Origin of the sequence: Curtobacterium sp. UCD-KPL2560 (assembly GCF_001705035.1) — a bacterium.
Taxonomy (GTDB): Bacteria; Actinomycetota; Actinomycetes; order Actinomycetales; family Microbacteriaceae; genus Curtobacterium.
In genome coordinates this window covers 1-15132 of the sequence record NZ_MCIG01000073.1, presented here as the reverse complement: position 1 = coordinate 15132, position 15132 = coordinate 1, and the positions used below count along the sequence as shown (strand labels likewise).

The following is a 15132-nucleotide window of genomic DNA, read 5'->3' as shown; positions in this document are numbered from 1 at the left end:
ACCGCCACCCCACCACCGACCGAACAGCGAGAGGATGAGCCCGTGAAGCGAGGCAAACTGCGGGTCCTGCTCGGCGCGGCCCCCGGCGTCGGCAAGACGTTCACGATGCTCGAGGAAGGGCACCGCATGCAGGCCGAGGGCCGCGACGTGGTGGTCGCCGTCGTCGAGACCCACGAGCGTGCCGCCACCGCCGCCCTGGTCGACGGGCTCGAGGTCGTCCCCCGCCGGGTCGTCGAGCACCGCGGGGTCGCCCTCGACGACATGGACCTCGACGCGGTGATCGCCCGCGCCCCCGACGTCGCCCTCGTCGACGAACTCGCGCACACGAACGCGCCCGGCAGCCGGAACGAGAAGCGCTGGCAGGACGTCCAGGCGCTCCTCGCCGCGGGCATCAGCGTCATCTCGACGGTGAACATCCAGCACATGCAGTCCCTCGGTGACGTCGTCCGCGAGATCACCGGCACGGTGCAGCGCGAGACCGTCCCCGACGCCGTGGTCCGCGCGGCCGACCAGATCGAGGTCGTCGACCTCGCCCCGGCCTCCCTGCGCGAGCGGCTCTCCGACGGGCTGGTGTACCCGGCCGCCCGGATCGACGCCGCGCTGTCCAACTACTTCCGGCTCGGCAACCTCACCGCCCTGCGCGAGATCGCCCTGCTCTGGCTCGCCGACGAGGTCGACGACGCGCTCAAGGCCTACCGCGCCGAGCACGGCATCGACCACCGCTGGGAGACCCGCGAACGCGTGCTCGTCGCGCTGACCGGCGGCCCCGAGGGCGAGACGCTCCTGCGCCGCGGCGCCCGCATCGCCGCACGGAGCGCCGGCGGGGAGCTCGCCGCCGTGCACGTCACGACGAACGACGGCCTCCGCGTCCGCCACCCCGGTGCGCTCGGCAAGCAGCGCGCCCTGCTCGAGCAGCTCGGCGGCACGTACCACCAGGTCGTCGGCGACGACGTGCCGTCCACCCTCGTCCGGTTCGCCCGGTCGGTCGACGCGACGCAGATCGTCATCGGGGTCAGCCGTCGCTCGCGTCTGGCCGCCGCCATCACCGGACCGGGCATCGGCAACACGGTCATCCAGGAGTCCGGCGACATCGACGTGCACGTCGTGACGCACGAGCGCGCCGGCGGCGGGTTCGCCCTGCCGAAGCTCGGCGGCAGCCTGTCCCGCGCCCGGATCGCCGCGGCGTTCGTCCTGTCGCTCACCGTGGGGCCGCTGCTCACCTGGCTCCTGTCGCGCACGGACGACCCGGACTCGATCACGGTCGACGTGCTCGCGTACCAGCTGCTCGTGCTCGTCGTGGCCCTGGTGGGCGGGATGTGGCCCGCCGTGTTCGCCGCGGTGCTGTCCGGGCTGAGCCTCGACTTCTTCTTCGTGCAACCCCTCTACCAGGTCACCGTCCAGCAGCCGTGGCACCTCGTGGCCCTCGTGATGTACGTGATCAGCGCCGTGCTCGTCAGCTTCGTGGTCGACCGGTCGGCCCGGCGGAGCCGCGAGGCACGCCGTGCGGCAGCCGAGTCCGGGCTCCTCGTCGGCATCGCCGGCAGCGTGCTGCGGGGCGACGACGCCCTGCAGGCGCTGCTCGACCGCACGCGCGAGGCGTTCGGCTTCACCGGCGTGCGGATCCGGCAGGGCGACGAGGTCCCGGCCACGTCCGGGACGTTCGAGGGCACGCCGGACGCGACCACGAGCCTCCCGTCCGGCGCCGTCCTGGAGTTCGCGGGCGCACCCGACGACCCGACCCAACGACGGCTGCTGCGGGTCGTCGAGCAGCAGCTCGACGCCGCGGTGGAACACCGCCGGCTCACGCGCACCGCGGTCGACGCGGAGCGCATCGCGGCCGCGGACCGCGTCCGCAGCGCCCTCCTGGCGGCCGTCGGCCACGACGTCCGCCGCCCGATCGCGGCGGCCTCGGCCGCCGTGCAGACGCTGAGCGCCTCCGACATCGAGCTCACCGACACCGACCGGGAGGCGCTGCTCACGACCGCCGACGAGAGCCTGCGTCAGCTCGCGGTGCTGTTGGCCGACCTGCTGGACGTCAGTCGCGTGCAGGCCGGGGTGCTCGCCGTGACCCCGCTGCCAACCGCCCTCGAGACGGTCGTCGCCCCCGCTCTCGACGAACTCGAGCTCGGCCCGGACGACGTCGACCTCGACCTGCCGGGCGAGCTGCCGCCGGTCCTGGCCGACCCGGTCCTGCTGCAGCGCGTCGTCGTGAACCTGCTCGCCAACGCCTCGCGCTACGCCCCCGAGGGCACACGCGTCCGGATCGCGGCGAGCGCCTTCGGCGGCGGCGTCGAACTGCGCGTGGCCGACCACGGGCCGGGCATCCCCGAGGACCGGCGCGACGAGGTGTTCCAGCCGTTCCAGCGGCTCGGCGACACCGACAACGAGACCGGGCTCGGGCTGGGGCTCGCCCTGGCGCGGGGGTTCACCGAGGGGATGGGCGGCACGATCGAGGTGGACGACACCCCCGGCGGCGGACTCACCGTCGTCGTGCGGCTGCCGATCGCGGGGCACGTGGGCGTGGAGGTCCGAGCATGAAGGTCCTGATCGCCGACGACGACGCCCAGCTCGTCCGGGCGCTCGCCGTCACCCTCGCCGCCCGCGGATACGAGGTCGCCACCGCGCGGGACGGCCGCGCCGCGATCGACGCCGTGATCACCGAGCGCCCGGACATCGTCCTGCTCGACCTGGGGATGCCCCGGCTCGACGGCATCGGGGTGCTCGAGGGCATCCGCGCCTGGTCGCAGGTCCCCGTGCTGGTGCTCTCCGGCCGGACCGACTCGTCCGACAAGGTGGACGCGCTCGACGCCGGTGCGGACGACTACGTGACGAAACCGTTCCAGATGGACGAGCTGCTCGCCCGGCTCCGTGCGCTCGGGCGCCGACAGGCCACGGCAGCGGCGACCGCCGGGGCGACCCCCACCGTGGTGGTCGGCGACCTCGTGGTCGACCTCGTCGCGAAGCAGGTCACCCCGCCGACGGGACCCGCGATCCGCCTCACCCCGACCGAGTGGCGCCTGCTCGAGGTGCTCGTGACGAACCCCGGGCGGCTGATGACCCGCGAGATGCTCCTCACCGAGGTGTGGGGCCCGACGCACGGCAACGACTCCGGGTACCTGCGGCTGTACATGGCGCAGCTGCGGCGGAAGCTCGAGCCGGAGCCGTCACACCCGCGGTACCTGGTGACCGAGTCGGGGATGGGGTACCGGTTCGACCCGACCGGCGGCTGACCCGCGCCGCGGGCCCTTCCGCCCGCGGCGTGCTGCTCGCTACCGTGTCGGCATGACCGAGTCACCGTCCGGGGCCGTGTCGGTCCCCCTCGCTGCCCCCGTCCACGCGCAGGCCCTGCGCTACACCCGGCTGTTCGACGGCAAGCCCTTCGCCGAGGCCGTCCTGGTCTACCGGGCGAACGGGTCGTACACGATCCTGTCGCCCGGCGAGGACCACCACGGCAGCTACGTCGCCACCACCGACGTCCGCTCGGGCCCGGTCGAGGTCGACTTCATCTCGTGGCCGTCGGCGGACTGGGACGACGACGTCGCCCGGCACACCCTGCGCTTCGACCGGCAGGACGGCAGCTTCCGCCAGGAGCTCCGGCTGCCCGGGACGTCCGAGCCGCTGCACCAGGCGGGGATCTTCCGTGCCGTGGACGTCGCGGACCTCGTCGGCGCGCACGGGTGGGCCGCCGTGCGGGAGCGGTACGCGGCCACGTTCGCCGAGCTGGACGAGGCAGCGACGTCGCCGTGAGCCCCTCGTCGCGAGACCCGGCCGCCGCGGGCGCGGTCAGGGTCCGCCCGCAGGACGTCGACGACCTCCGGGCCTTCCTGACCGCCTGCGACCTGACGGTCGCCGGTCTCGAGGACCCGTCCACCCGCCTCTGGGTGGTCCGCGACACGGCCGGGACGGTCGTCGGGAGCGCGGGCTACGAGACAGGACCGGACGGGAGGCACGTCCTCCTCCGCAGCGTCGCCGTCGGCCCGGCGCTCCGCGGTTCCGGCCGTGGGACGGCGCTCGCCGAGCTCGCGTTGCGCGCGGCAGCGGGGGAGGGCGCCCGGCGCGCGTGGCTCTTCAGCCGACGGTCCGGACCGTTCTGGCAGCGGCTGGGGTTCGTCGCTGCCGACCGTCGAGACCTGGCGGCCGTCCTCGCCGGCACGAGCCAGGTGGAGCTGTTCCGGGCGACCGGGCAGCTGGAGCGTGAGGTCGCCTGGACCAGCCCGCTCCTGCGGGAGTCCGAGTCTGAGCCGGGCGCCTGGACGCATGCGCTGGGCGGCGCCCGCGCGCCCGGGTCCTGACGCTTCGGGGCCCGGCTCGCCCACCTCGGTCCCGCTCCCTTCCGCGGATGGAGCAGACGATGTCGGGTGCGGCCGCCCCACCCGACATCGTCTGCTCCATCGACGGGACCGGACGACGCCGGACGGTACCGTCGAGCCGTGACGATCGCGCTGCGCCGGGTGACGGCGGACGACTGGCAGGAGTGGCGGACGGTCCGGTTGGCGGCGCTCGCCGAGGCGCCCGACGCGTTCGGCTCGACCCTCGCCGACTGGCAGGACGCCCCCGAGGACCGCTGGCGCACCCGTCTGTCGCTGCCGGACGCGGTGGACCTGCTCGCGGTCGACACCGAGCACGAGCACGAGCACGAGCACGACCACGACCACGCACGCCACGACCACGACCACGTCATCGGCATGGCCACCGGTGTCCCCGACGTCGACGACCGCCGCCGGGCCGAGCTCATCTCGATGTGGGTCGCCCCCGAGGCCCGCGGCAGCGGCGTCGCCCGGCAGCTCATCGACGCCGTCGCCCGCGCGATGGCGGAGCACGGCGCCGAGCACCTCGAGCTCTCCGTGATGCCCGACAACGACCGCGCCCGCCGCACCTACGAGCGCGCCGGGTTCGCCCGCACCGACACCCTCGGTGACGCGCTGCCCGACGGCCGACACGAGCTCGTCATGTCCCGCGACCTCGCGGCGGAGCGCACCCTGCTCGCCTACGAACGCGGGGCCGACCGGTACGCCGACCGCACCGACGACCACCGTTCGGGCCTCGTCGACGACCTGCTCGCCCTCGTGCCCGCCGGGTCACACGTCCTCGAGCTCGGCTCCGGTCCCGGTCGCGACGCCGACGCGCTCGAGGCCGCCGGACTGCGGGTCGACCGGACCGACGGTGCCGCGGCGTTCGTCGACCGGCTCCGCGCGGCCGGACACGACGCCCGCCTGCTCGACGTCCGGCGCGACGACGTCGGACCGGACGAAGGCGTCCGGCGCGACGACGTCGGACCGGACGAAGGCGTCCGGCGCGACGACGTCGGACCGGACGAAGGCGTCCGGCCCGACGACGCCCGGCCCGACGACGACGCCCGGACCGGCACCGCCGCAGGCTGGGGCGGACCCTACGACGCCGTGTTCGCGAACGCCGTCCTGCTGCACGTGGACCGGGACGCCACCGGCCCCGTCCTCGAACGTGCCCGCCGCGCGGTCCGCCCGGGCGGGGTCCTCGCCGCCACGGTCAAGCGCGGCGACGGTGCCGGCTGGAGCGACCGCAAGCTCGACGACCCGCGCTGGTTCACCTACTGGACCGAGGACGCCCTCGCCGCCGTCGTGTCCGCAGCCGGCTGGCACGGCGTGCACGCCCGCGAGACCACCCGTCCCGGCGCCGACGAGCGCTGGCTGACCGTCACGGCCCACCGGCCGGAGGAGGACTGACCGTGCACCGTGCCCTGCGAGGAACCGCCTGGGTCCTGACCGTCGTCGCCCTGCTCGTGGTGGCGTTCCTCGTGTACGCGCACATCGTGATGCCGGGTACCCGGAGCGCAGCGCTGCAGGTCTGGCGGGACGACCGCGTGGCCGTCCGGGACGCCGGCGACGCCGTGGTGATGACCCCCACCGGCACCGCGGACGGGAAGGGCATCGTGTTCGTCCCCGGCGCGAAGGTCGACCCGTACGCCTACATGGCGACGTTCCGGCAGGTCGTGGCCGCGGGAACGACGGTCGTCATCACGAAGCCGACGCTCAACCTGGCGTTCTTCGACACGCGTCCGCTGTCGACGTTCGAGGCGCACGCACCGCGGGTCACCACGTGGGCCGTCGGCGGGCACTCCCTCGGCGGGGTCCGTGCGTGCCAGCTCGCCCGGGAGGCCGGCGGGCTCCTGCTCCTCGGCAGCTACTGCGCGGACGACCTGTCGGACACCGACCTCGACGTGCTGAGCGTCTCCGGGTCACGCGACGGGTTGTCGACCCCGGCGAAGGTCGCCGCTGCGCGCGGGAAGCTGCCGGCGGACGCGCGGACGGTCGAGGTCGTCGGCGCGAACCACGCGGACTTCGGTGCCTACGGCGACCAGCCCGGTGACGGGACGGCGACGATCCCGCGCGCGCAGGCGCGCAGCGAGATCGCCGCGGCGATCGAGGACTGGGTCCGCACCCTCGGCTGACACGTCCGGACGGCTGACGCGACCGGACGACGGACGGGAGGCTCGGAGCGGGTCCGCCCCGTGCCTCCCGTCCGCCACGAACGCGGCCGGAGGCGCGTGACCGGCCCGCACCGCGCCTCCCGTCCGCGTCCCTACGCCGCGGTGCGCTCGCGGCGGCGCGTGAGGCGCGCCACCACGTACAGGACCACGCCCACGAGCAGCAGCACCGCGGCGTACAGCCAGACCTGCCCGCTCTGCTGCGTGAGCAGCAGGATGCACGAGGCCACGCCGAGCACGGGCACGGCGGTCCAGACCCGGAAGTGGTCGTGCTCGACCTCGTCCTTCCGCAGCACGAGCACCGCGACGTTCGTGCTGATGAACACGAACAGCAGCAGGAGGACGACCGTCTCGGCGAGCGTGCCGACGTCGCCGACGAGCGTGAGCAGCATCGCGACGACGGTGGTCGCGACGATGGCGGTCCACGGGGTCTTCCGGTTCGGCAGGACCTTGCCGAGCAGGCTCGGCAGCAGCCGCTGCTCGGCCATGCCGTAGGTCACGCGGCTCGCCATGATCATCGTGAGCAGGGCGCCGTTCGCGACGGCCACGAGCGCGATCAGGCTGAAGACCCAGTCGGGGATCGGCACGCCCGACGCGGACACGACGGCGAGCAGCGGGCCGCTCGAGTCGGAGAGCTCCGACGCGGGCAGGGCGATCGAGCTGGCGAGGCCGACGAGCACGTAGACGACACCGGCGGTCGCGAGGGCGCCGAACAGGGCCTTCGGGTAGACCTTCCGGGGCTCGCGGACCTCCTCGGCGACGTTCGCCGACGTCTCGAAGCCCACGAACGAGTAGTAGGCGACGATCGCGGCGCTCAGGGTCGCGAGGGCCGGGTTCGCCTCGGCCGGGAAGGCCCCGACGCGCGAGACGTCACCGCCGCCACCGCCGAGCATCACCGCGACGACCACGACGACGATGACGAGACCGGACACCTCGATGATGGTCATGACGACGTTGCTCTTCAGCGAGTCCGAGATGCCGCGGGCGTTCAGGCACGCGACGAGGGCCAGGAACACGATCGCGGTCGGCACCGGCGGCAGGTCGACGAACGTGCCGAGGTAGTCGCCGGCGAAGGCCAGGGACAGCCCGGCGGCGCTCGTGACCCCGGCGGCGAGCATGCTGAAGCCGACCAGGAACGACACGATCGGCACCTTGTAGGCCCGCTCGGCGAAGACCGCGGCACCGCCCGCCTTGGGGTACTTCGTCACGAGCTCGGCGTAGGACCCGGCGGTGAGCAGGGCGAGGAGCAGCGCGAGGACGAGCGGTGCCCACAGTGCGCCGCCGACGTCCTTCGAGAGCGTCCCCATCAGGGCGTAGATGCCGGCGCCCAGGACGTCGCCGAGGATGAACAGGTAGAGCAGGGGACCGGTGATCGCCTGCTGGAGCTTCGAGCCGGTCTCGCCCTGGGGGCGTGCGGCGGTGTCGCTGGTCATGGTGGTGCCTTCCGTCCCGGTCAGCGTCACCGAGGGGGCCTCACCGGGCTCCCGGAACGTCCACTGGGCGCAGGCGGTTGTCCGTTCCTCCACAGGCGTCGGACCGGTGAACGCTGTCCACAGGTGCGTGCGGCACCGGAACGGCGGACCCGGCCCGGTCCTAGACTCGCCTGAGCACACGACGACGACGTCAGACCGAGACAGCACGATGCACGCGGAGGATGCCATGACGACGCCGGACCGGCGCACACCAGCGCGACTCGCCGACACACGAGCGCTCCTGTTCGACCTGGACGGCGTCCTCACCCCCACCGCGGACGTGCACATGCGCGCCTGGAGCCGGCTCTTCACGCCGTACCTCGCGGCGCACGGGGTGGCCCCGTACACCGAGCAGGACTACTTCGCCTCGATCGACGGCAAGCCCCGCTACGACGGCGTGCGCACGCTGCTCGCCTCGCGCGGCATCGAGCTGCCCGAGGGCACCCCCGACGACGCACCCGACGCCGACACGGTGTGCGGCCTCGGCAACCGCAAGAACGCCGAGTTCACGGCCGAGCTCACCGAGCACGGCGTCGAGCCCTACCCCGGCTCGTTGCGGTTCCTGACCGCCGCGATCGACGCCGGCATGCACGTCGCGGTCGTGTCGAGCTCCGCGAACGCCACGCAGGTGCTGCGGACCGCGGGGATCCTCGACCGCTTCCCGGTCGTGGTCGACGGCCTCGTCGCACGACAGGACGGCCTCGCGGGCAAGCCGGCGCCGGACACCTACCTCGACGCCGCGGGCCGCTTCGGGCTGACCGCCGCCGAGTGCGTCGTCGTCGAGGACGCCACGAGCGGGGTCGAAGCCGGCCGCAACGGTGCCTTCGGGCTCGTCGTCGGCGTCGACCGCGGTGCCGGTGCCGACGCCCTGCGCGAGCACGGTGCCGACGTCGTCGTCACCGACCTCGCCGAGCTGCTCGACGAGCTGCCGGGCGCGACCACGAGCACGGACCAGCCAGCGGCGCGGTAGCGCGCCGCGCGTCTCGTCCCCGACACCCCCACGACCTCCCTCCCACGGAGCACACACGCATGAACCCCATCACCTCCGACCCCCTGGACCGCGTCCGTTACCCGGTCGACGAGTGGGCGCTCGTCGAGACCGAGTACGCGCCCGACGAGCAGGGCGTCGCCGAGACGAACTTCGCGGTCGGCAACGGCTACCTCGGCCTCCGCGGCAACCTCGACGAAGGCCGGGGCGGCGTGCAGTACGGCACGTACGTCAACGGGTTCCACGAGACCTGGCCGATCCGGCACGCCGAGGACGCCTTCGGCTTCGCCAAGACCGGGCAGACGATCATCAACGCGCCCGACGCCAAGGTGATCCGGCTGTACGTCGACGACGAGCCCCTGGTCCTCGCCGAGGCCGACGTCCTGCGCCACACCCGCCGGCTCGAGTTCCGCGGCGGCTACCTGTACCGCGAGACCGAGTGGTCGACGCCGTCCGGCAAGCGGGTCTGCATCCGGTCGAAGCGCCTGGTGTCCTTCACCGACAGGCACCTCGCCGTCATCGACTACGAGGTCACCGTGCTCGACGGTGACGCATCGCTGCTGCTCTCGAGCCAGATCCTCAACCGCCAGGACGTCCAGGACGAGTACCACGCGGGGATGCGGGCGGCCGCGAACGCGTTCGACCCGCGCAAGGCCGAGACGTTCACGCAGCGCGTGCTCGAACCGAAGCTCAAGCGCAGCACCGGCGGGCGCTCCCTGCTCGGCTACCAGGCCGCGAGCTCGGGCATGACGATCTGCGTCGGTGTCGAGCACCACCTGGAGACCGAGAACAGCTGGGACGAGTCCTCGTCGATCGAGGACGACCTCGCGAAGCACGTGTACCGGGTGCAGGCGCGCCGCGGGGTGCCGACCCGGCTCGTGAAGCACGTGGTGTACCACACGTCCCGCGGGGTGCCGGCCCGCGAGCTCGCCGACCGCTGCGACCGGACGCTCGACCGCGCCCGCACCGAGACGGTCGACGAGACGTTCGCGAAGCAGCGCGCGTGGATGGACGACTACTGGACCCGGAGCGACGTCGAGATCCCCGGGCAGCCCGAGATCCAGCAGGCCGTCCGGTGGAACCTCTACATGCTCGCGCAGGCGACCGCCCGGACCGACGGGCACGGCATCGCCGCCAAGGGCGTCACCGGGTCCGGGTACGGCGGTCACTACTTCTGGGACATGGAGATCTACGTCCTGCCGTTCCTGTCGTACACGGCGCCGATCGTGGCCCGGAACGCGCTGCGGTTCCGCTACAACATGCTCGACGCCGCGCGGTCGCGTGCCCGTGAGCTGAACCAACGCGGTGCCCTGTTCCCGTGGCGGACGATCAACGGCGAGGAGTCGAGCGCCTACTACGCCGCCGGTACCGCGCAGTACCACATCGATGCGGACATCGCCCACGCCCTCATGCAGTACGTGCGGGCCTCGGGTGACCGGGAGTTCCTCAAGCGCGGCGCGATCGACATCCTCGTCGAGACCGCGCGACTGTGGTCCGACCTGGGGTTCTGGCGGTCGAACGGCGACAAGAAGTTCCACATCGACGGTGTCACCGGACCCGATGAGTACACGACGGTCGTCGACGACAACCTCTACACGAACGTCATGGCGCGGGCGAACCTGTGGTTCGCCGTCAACGCCTGCCACGAGCTCGCGGTCGACGACCCCGAGGAGTACGGCCGCATGGTCCGGCGGACCGGGCTCCAGGAGTCCGAGGTCGTCGAGTGGGAGCACGCCGCCGAGTCGATGGAGATCCCCTTCGACCCGCACCGCGGCATCCACCCGCAGGACGCCCAGTTCCTCGACAAGGAGCTCTGGGACCTCGAGAACACGCCGGAGTCCAAGCGCCCGCTGCTGCTGCACTACCACCCGCTGGTCATCTACCGGTTCCAGGTGCTCAAGCAGGCCGACGTCGTGCTCGCGCTGTTCCTGCAGGGCCACGAGTTCACCGCCGCCGAGAAGCGCCGCGACTTCGACTACTACGACGCCCTGACCACCGGGGACTCGACGCTGTCGGCGGTCGTGCAGTCGATCATGGCGGCCGAGGTCGGGTACCACGACCTCGCGGCGCAGTACTTCCTCACGGCGCTGTACGTCGACCTCGCGGACCTGCACGGCAACACCTCGGACGGGGTGCACATCGCCTCGACCGGCGGCATCTGGGGCGCGCTCGTCAACGGCTTCGGGGGCATGCGCGACCACGGCGGGCGGATGACGTTCAACCCGCGGCTGCCGAAGGACTGGGAGCGTCTGACCTACCGGCTGACGATCCACGGTTCGCGCATCCGGGTCGACCTCGAAGAAGCCACGATGACGTTCACGGTCGAGACCGGCGACGGCTTCACCGCGTGGGTGCACAACCAGCAGTGGGACGTGCTGCCGGGGGAGCCGACCGTCGTGCCGCTGCCGCACCACGGCCCGCGGATGTCCGGGCACGCGCCCACCACGAGCGACATCCAGGGCACGCTGCGCGCGGACGGGTCCGTCATCACGGCGTCGATCCCGACGATCTCGCTGGACCGGATGTTCGACGTCGACGAGACGACGGCCTGACGGCCTGACGGCCTGACGGCCTGACGGCCCTGCCTGGAGGCGCGGTGCGGGTGGTCCCGCACCGCGCCTCCGCTCGTGGTGGCGTCCGGCGGGGGCGGTCGTCGGTCGGCGTCCGCTCGACCTCCACGGGCGTCCAGCTGCCGGCGGGCACCGTGGTCCCTCGTGCCCCCGGGCCGATGGCGACTCCTGCGGCATGCATCGTGCAGCGAGAGGAGACGACCATGGACAAGCGGTTCGAGGGCAAGGTGGCGATCGTCACGGGAGCCGGTTCCGGCATCGGTGAGGCCACGGCACGGGCGTTCGTCGACGAGGGAGCCGTCGTGCTCCTCGTGGACAGCGTCGAGGACAAGGTCCGGGCCGTTGCGGACAGCCTGCCGACCGGGCGCGCGGTGCCGTTGCGCGCCGACGTCGCCGATCCGGCAGCGTGGGAGACGATCGTCGCCGACGCGGTGGACCGGTGGGACCGGGTCGACGTCCTCGTGAACAACGCCGGCACGTTCACCTCGGGGGACATCACCGACATCGCCCCGGAGGAGTGGCGGCGCGTCATCGACACCGACCTGTCGAGCGTCTTCTACGGCACCCGGGCGGCCCTGCCGTTCCTCCGCGAGACCCAGGGGTCCGTCGTCAACACCTCGTCGGTGTCCGGCATGGGCGCCGACTGGCGGATGAGCCCCTACAACGCTGCGAAGGGCGGGGTCACGAACTTCACGAAGGCGGCGGCACTCGACAACGGCCACTTCGGCGTGCGGGTCAACGCGGTCGCGCCGGGGCTGATCTGGACCGACATGACGCAGCAGCAGGCCGAGGACGAGGAGCTCCAGCACGCCTTCGCCGAGCGGGTGTCCCTCGGCCGTGGCGGTCGCTCCGAGGAGGTCGCCGCCGCGATCCTGTTCCTGGCGAGCGACGCCGCGAGCTACATCACCGGCGCGGTGCTCCCCGTCGACGGTGGGACCACGGCGAGCAACGGGCAGCCCGCCCAGGCCTGACCGAGCGCCCGGGGCTCACAGGAGCTTCCGGAGCGTGTTCGTGTTGCGGGTCGTCGTCGTGCGCTTGAAGCGTGCGGCGGCGGCCCGCTTCGCGAACACGGTGTCGGTGCTCGACCCCTTCGGGCACGACCACCAGACGACGCCGTCGCCGCGGGCCACCCGCTCGACCGACTCGTCGACGGTCAGGTCCTCGAGCAGCGCGTCGAGCGCGGCGTCATCCGAGCCGAACACGACGTAGTCGTGCCGATCGGGACCGGACGGGAAGGGGAACCCGTCGACGATCGCCGCGAGCCGGTCGTGCGGGACGAGCACGATCCACGCGTCGTACCCGAACCGGTCGCGGAGCCCCTGCTCGACGGCCGCCTTGACCGTCCCGGCGTCGCCCGCGCCCACGTCTGCCGTGAAGACGACGTTGCCGGACGCGAGCACGGTCCGGACGTCGGTGTACCCGAGCTCCCGGAACAGCGCCGCGAGCTCGGCGCTCCGGATCGTGATCCCGTTGACGTTCACCCCGCGCAGCAGCGCGACCCACCTGGCCATCTCGGCACCGTAGCGTGCGGGACCGACGCATGGCGCGCCTCCCGTCCGTTCCGCAAGAAGTATTGCGCAATCTTTCTTGTGCACCTAGGCTCGAGCCATGTCCACCCAGCGACTCGACGACGCGGCGCACATGCGTGCGCTCGCCCACCCGACCCGGCTGCGGATCGTCGGTCTCCTGCGTTCCGGGGGGCCGCAGACCGCCGCGATGCTCGGGGAGCAGGTCGACGAGGCGCCCGGGACGATCAGCTACCACTGCGGTCGTCTCGCCGGGGCCGGCTTCATCGAACCGGCCCCGGAGCTCGGCACCGACCGGCGCGAGCGTTGGTGGCGGGCGGTCGCGCGGCACACGTCGTGGAACCTCGCCGACGCGTTCGACGACCCCGAGCGGATGCTCGCGGCCTCCGCCCTCGACCACACGGTCGCCGAGGCGTACGCCGCCGAGTACCGCGCCTTCATCGACGCGGTGCCGGCGCTGGGGCGCGAGTGGGTGGCGGCGTCCACCAGCGGTGACCGGGCGCTGCGGCTGACGGTCGACGAGCTCCGGGACCTCGGCGCGGAGCTGCAGGCAGTGCTCGACCGGTGGGAGGCCGTGAGCGACCAGCACGTGGCCGGCGACGGTGCCGAGCGGGTGACGGCAGTGGTCCAGAGCTACCGGTCGGCCCGGCCGTGAACGCGCACTGGCGGCTGCGGTCGCTCCTCGCGGTGCAGGTCGTCTCGCGCACGGGCAACGTCGCGACGACCATCGCCGTGCCGTTCGTCGTGCTCGCGCGTGGTGGGTCGGCGACCGACGTCGGGATCGCGGCCTTCGCGGCGACGGTCCCGATCGTGCTCGGTGGGGCGTTCGGCGGCGTGCTCGTCGAGCGGTTCGGCTTCGTCCGGTCGAGTGTCGTGTCCGACCTCGTCAGCGCTCTGACCCTCGCCGCGATCCCGGTGCTCGCCTGGACCGTCGGGCTGCCGTCGTGGGGGCTGCTCGTGCTCGTGTTCCTCGGCGGGTTGTTCGACACCCCGGGGGAGTCCGGGCGGCGGGTGCTCCTCCCCGGGCTGGCCGCGGCCGCGGGCATCCCGCTCGAACGGGCCGTCGGGCACTTCGAGGCGTCGGTGCGGTTCTCCGTGCTGCTCGGTGCGCCGGCGGCGGGGCTCCTCGTCGGTGCCGTCGGGCCGCTGCCGGCGCTGGCGGTCACCGCGGTGGTGTTCGCGGCCGCAGCGGTGCTCGCGGTGCTGACGCTCCGCGGAGTGTCGACGACCGCTCCTGGCGCCGCACCGGACGCGGCACCCGTGGAACCGTCGGCCGGGTACTGGCGCGACCTCGCCGCCGGGCTGCGGTTCTGCGTGCGCGACCCGTTGTTCCGCCTCGTCATCGCACTCGTGCTCGTCACGAACCTGCTCGACGCCGCTCGCTCCACGGCGCTGCTGCCGCTCTACGCCGACCGGGTGCTCGACGGGGCGCAGTCCCTCGGCATCGTCAGCGGGACCTTCGGCGGAGCGGCCTTCCTCGGGTCGCTCGCCTTCGGGTACGTCGCACACCGGGTCCCGCGCAGGATCACGTTCGTGGTCTGCTTCGTGCTGGCGGGCGGCCCGTCGCTCGTGGTGCCGGCGCTCGGGCTCGGGCTGCCGTGGGTGCTCGGTGCGTGCGTGGTGTCCGGGTTCGCTGCCGGGGCGCTCAACCCGATCCTCGGGGCCGTCGAGCTCGAGCGGATCCCGGCACCGATGCGGGCCCGCGTGTTCGGCCTGCTGTCGGCCGGGTCGTGGGCGGGCATCCCGCTCGGCGGGCTCTTCGGGGGGATCGCGGCGGACGGCATCGGGGTGACGGCGACGTTCGGCGTGGTGGCGGTCGTCTACACCCTCGTCACGCTGACCCCGCTGCTCGGTGGGTCGTGGCGGGCGATGGAACGCGGACCCGCTTCGTCGCCGGCGGCCCCGTCGCCGCCCGTGCCAGTGCCGTGAGGGGCGCCGCGCTGTCGCGCGCACAACGGGAGGCACGTCGCACCACGGAATCGCGTGGTGCGACGTGCTTCCTCTTGTGCGCGAGCACCCCGCGCCGCGGGTTGCCCGCGCCGCGGGTTGCCCGCGCCGCGGGTCGCCCGCGGCGCCGCCGCCCGCGCCGCGGGTCGCCCGCGCACAAGAGGAA

At 73.2% G+C, this 15132-nt stretch carries 13 protein-coding genes; 11 read left to right on the top strand and 2 right to left on the bottom strand.

Annotated elements, in window-relative coordinates; all coding sequences use genetic code 11:
• Window positions 1–42: 42 nt before the first annotated feature.
• From BEP24_RS13680 to BEP24_RS13655, 6 genes are all read left to right on the top strand, one after another.
• Window positions 43–2538, top strand: a complete 2496-nt coding sequence (locus BEP24_RS13680) for an ATP-binding protein (protein ID WP_065964315.1) — start codon at window positions 43–45, stop codon at window positions 2536–2538.
• A complete protein-coding gene (locus BEP24_RS13675) occupies window positions 2535–3230 on the top strand; it encodes a response regulator transcription factor (protein WP_065964314.1) in 696 nt (231 codons plus the stop codon). The genes BEP24_RS13680 and BEP24_RS13675 overlap by 4 nt, the downstream gene beginning before the upstream one ends.
• 52 nt (window positions 3231–3282) lie before the next feature.
• Window positions 3283–3747: a hypothetical protein gene (locus BEP24_RS13670; RefSeq protein ID WP_065964312.1), complete on the top strand. Its 465-nt coding sequence runs from the start codon at window positions 3283–3285 to the stop codon at window positions 3745–3747.
• A complete protein-coding gene (locus tag BEP24_RS13665) occupies window positions 3744–4292 on the top strand; it encodes a GNAT family N-acetyltransferase (protein WP_065964310.1) in 549 nt (182 codons plus the stop codon). Before BEP24_RS13670 ends, BEP24_RS13665 begins: the two co-directional genes overlap by 4 nt.
• Window positions 4293–4430: 138 nt before the next feature.
• Window positions 4431–5702, top strand: a complete 1272-nt coding sequence (locus BEP24_RS17150; RefSeq protein WP_065964308.1) for a GNAT family N-acetyltransferase — start codon at window positions 4431–4433, stop codon at window positions 5700–5702.
• Window positions 5703–5704: 2 nt separating this feature from the next.
• The gene (locus BEP24_RS13655; RefSeq protein ID WP_253181696.1) at window positions 5705–6427 is read left to right on the top strand and encodes an alpha/beta hydrolase; all 723 of its coding nucleotides are present in this window, start codon (window positions 5705–5707) and stop codon (window positions 6425–6427) included.
• A gap of 131 nt (window positions 6428–6558) precedes the next feature.
• Here BEP24_RS13655 and BEP24_RS13650 read toward each other — a convergent pair whose 3' ends face one another.
• Window positions 6559–7896, bottom strand: coding sequence for an APC family permease (locus tag BEP24_RS13650; protein ID WP_065964305.1), 1338 nt, complete (start codon window positions 7894–7896; stop codon window positions 6559–6561).
• Window positions 7897–8122: 226 nt separating this feature from the next.
• Between BEP24_RS13650 and BEP24_RS13645 the strand changes: the two genes are divergently transcribed.
• The 3 genes from BEP24_RS13645 to BEP24_RS13635 all read left to right on the top strand — a co-directional run bounded on the left by BEP24_RS13645 (window position 8123) and on the right by BEP24_RS13635 (window position 12464).
• Entirely contained in the window at window positions 8123–8905 is a 783-nt protein-coding gene (locus tag BEP24_RS13645) for an HAD family phosphatase (protein WP_065964319.1), read from the top strand.
• A gap of 59 nt (window positions 8906–8964) precedes the next feature.
• Window positions 8965–11475 carry a glycosyl hydrolase family 65 protein gene (locus tag BEP24_RS13640; protein WP_065964303.1) on the top strand — a complete coding sequence of 837 codons (2511 nt, stop codon included), beginning with the start codon at window positions 8965–8967 and terminating at the stop codon, window positions 11473–11475.
• Between the two features lie 221 nt (window positions 11476–11696).
• Complete coding sequence (locus BEP24_RS13635; protein ID WP_083230371.1) at window positions 11697–12464, top strand: SDR family NAD(P)-dependent oxidoreductase; 768 nt, start codon at window positions 11697–11699, stop codon at window positions 12462–12464.
• Between the two features lie 15 nt (window positions 12465–12479).
• On the opposite strand, the gene BEP24_RS13630 is transcribed toward BEP24_RS13635, so the two are convergent.
• Window positions 12480–13004, bottom strand: coding sequence for a DUF1697 domain-containing protein (locus tag BEP24_RS13630; protein WP_065964301.1), 525 nt, complete (start codon window positions 13002–13004; stop codon window positions 12480–12482).
• Between the two features lie 97 nt (window positions 13005–13101).
• On the opposite strand from BEP24_RS13630, the gene BEP24_RS13625 reads away from it, so the two are divergent.
• Together BEP24_RS13625 and BEP24_RS13620 are read left to right on the top strand one after the other, a co-directional pair.
• Window positions 13102–13674, top strand: coding sequence for a helix-turn-helix domain-containing protein (locus BEP24_RS13625; protein ID WP_065964299.1), 573 nt, complete (start codon window positions 13102–13104; stop codon window positions 13672–13674).
• Window positions 13671–14948, top strand: coding sequence for an MFS transporter (locus BEP24_RS13620; RefSeq protein ID WP_065964297.1), 1278 nt, complete (start codon window positions 13671–13673; stop codon window positions 14946–14948). The genes BEP24_RS13625 and BEP24_RS13620 overlap by 4 nt, the downstream gene beginning before the upstream one ends.
• Window positions 14949–15132: the final 184 nt, after the last annotated feature.

Coding starts and splice junctions, on each gene's coding strand:
- BEP24_RS13625 (WP_065964299.1), top strand. CDS start 13,102: ATGTCCACCCAGCGACTCGACGACGCGGCGCACATGCGTGCGCTCGCC.
- BEP24_RS13645 (WP_065964319.1), top strand. CDS start 8,123: ATGACGACGCCGGACCGGCGCACACCAGCGCGACTCGCCGACACACGA.
- BEP24_RS13630 (WP_065964301.1), bottom strand. CDS start 13,004: ATGGCCAGGTGGGTCGCGCTGCTGCGCGGGGTGAACGTCAACGGGATC.
- BEP24_RS13675 (WP_065964314.1), top strand. CDS start 2,535: ATGAAGGTCCTGATCGCCGACGACGACGCCCAGCTCGTCCGGGCGCTC.
- BEP24_RS13640 (WP_065964303.1), top strand. CDS start 8,965: ATGAACCCCATCACCTCCGACCCCCTGGACCGCGTCCGTTACCCGGTC.
- BEP24_RS13670 (WP_065964312.1), top strand. CDS start 3,283: ATGACCGAGTCACCGTCCGGGGCCGTGTCGGTCCCCCTCGCTGCCCCC.
- BEP24_RS13635 (WP_083230371.1), top strand. CDS start 11,697: ATGGACAAGCGGTTCGAGGGCAAGGTGGCGATCGTCACGGGAGCCGGT.
- BEP24_RS13650 (WP_065964305.1), bottom strand. CDS start 7,896: ATGACCAGCGACACCGCCGCACGCCCCCAGGGCGAGACCGGCTCGAAG.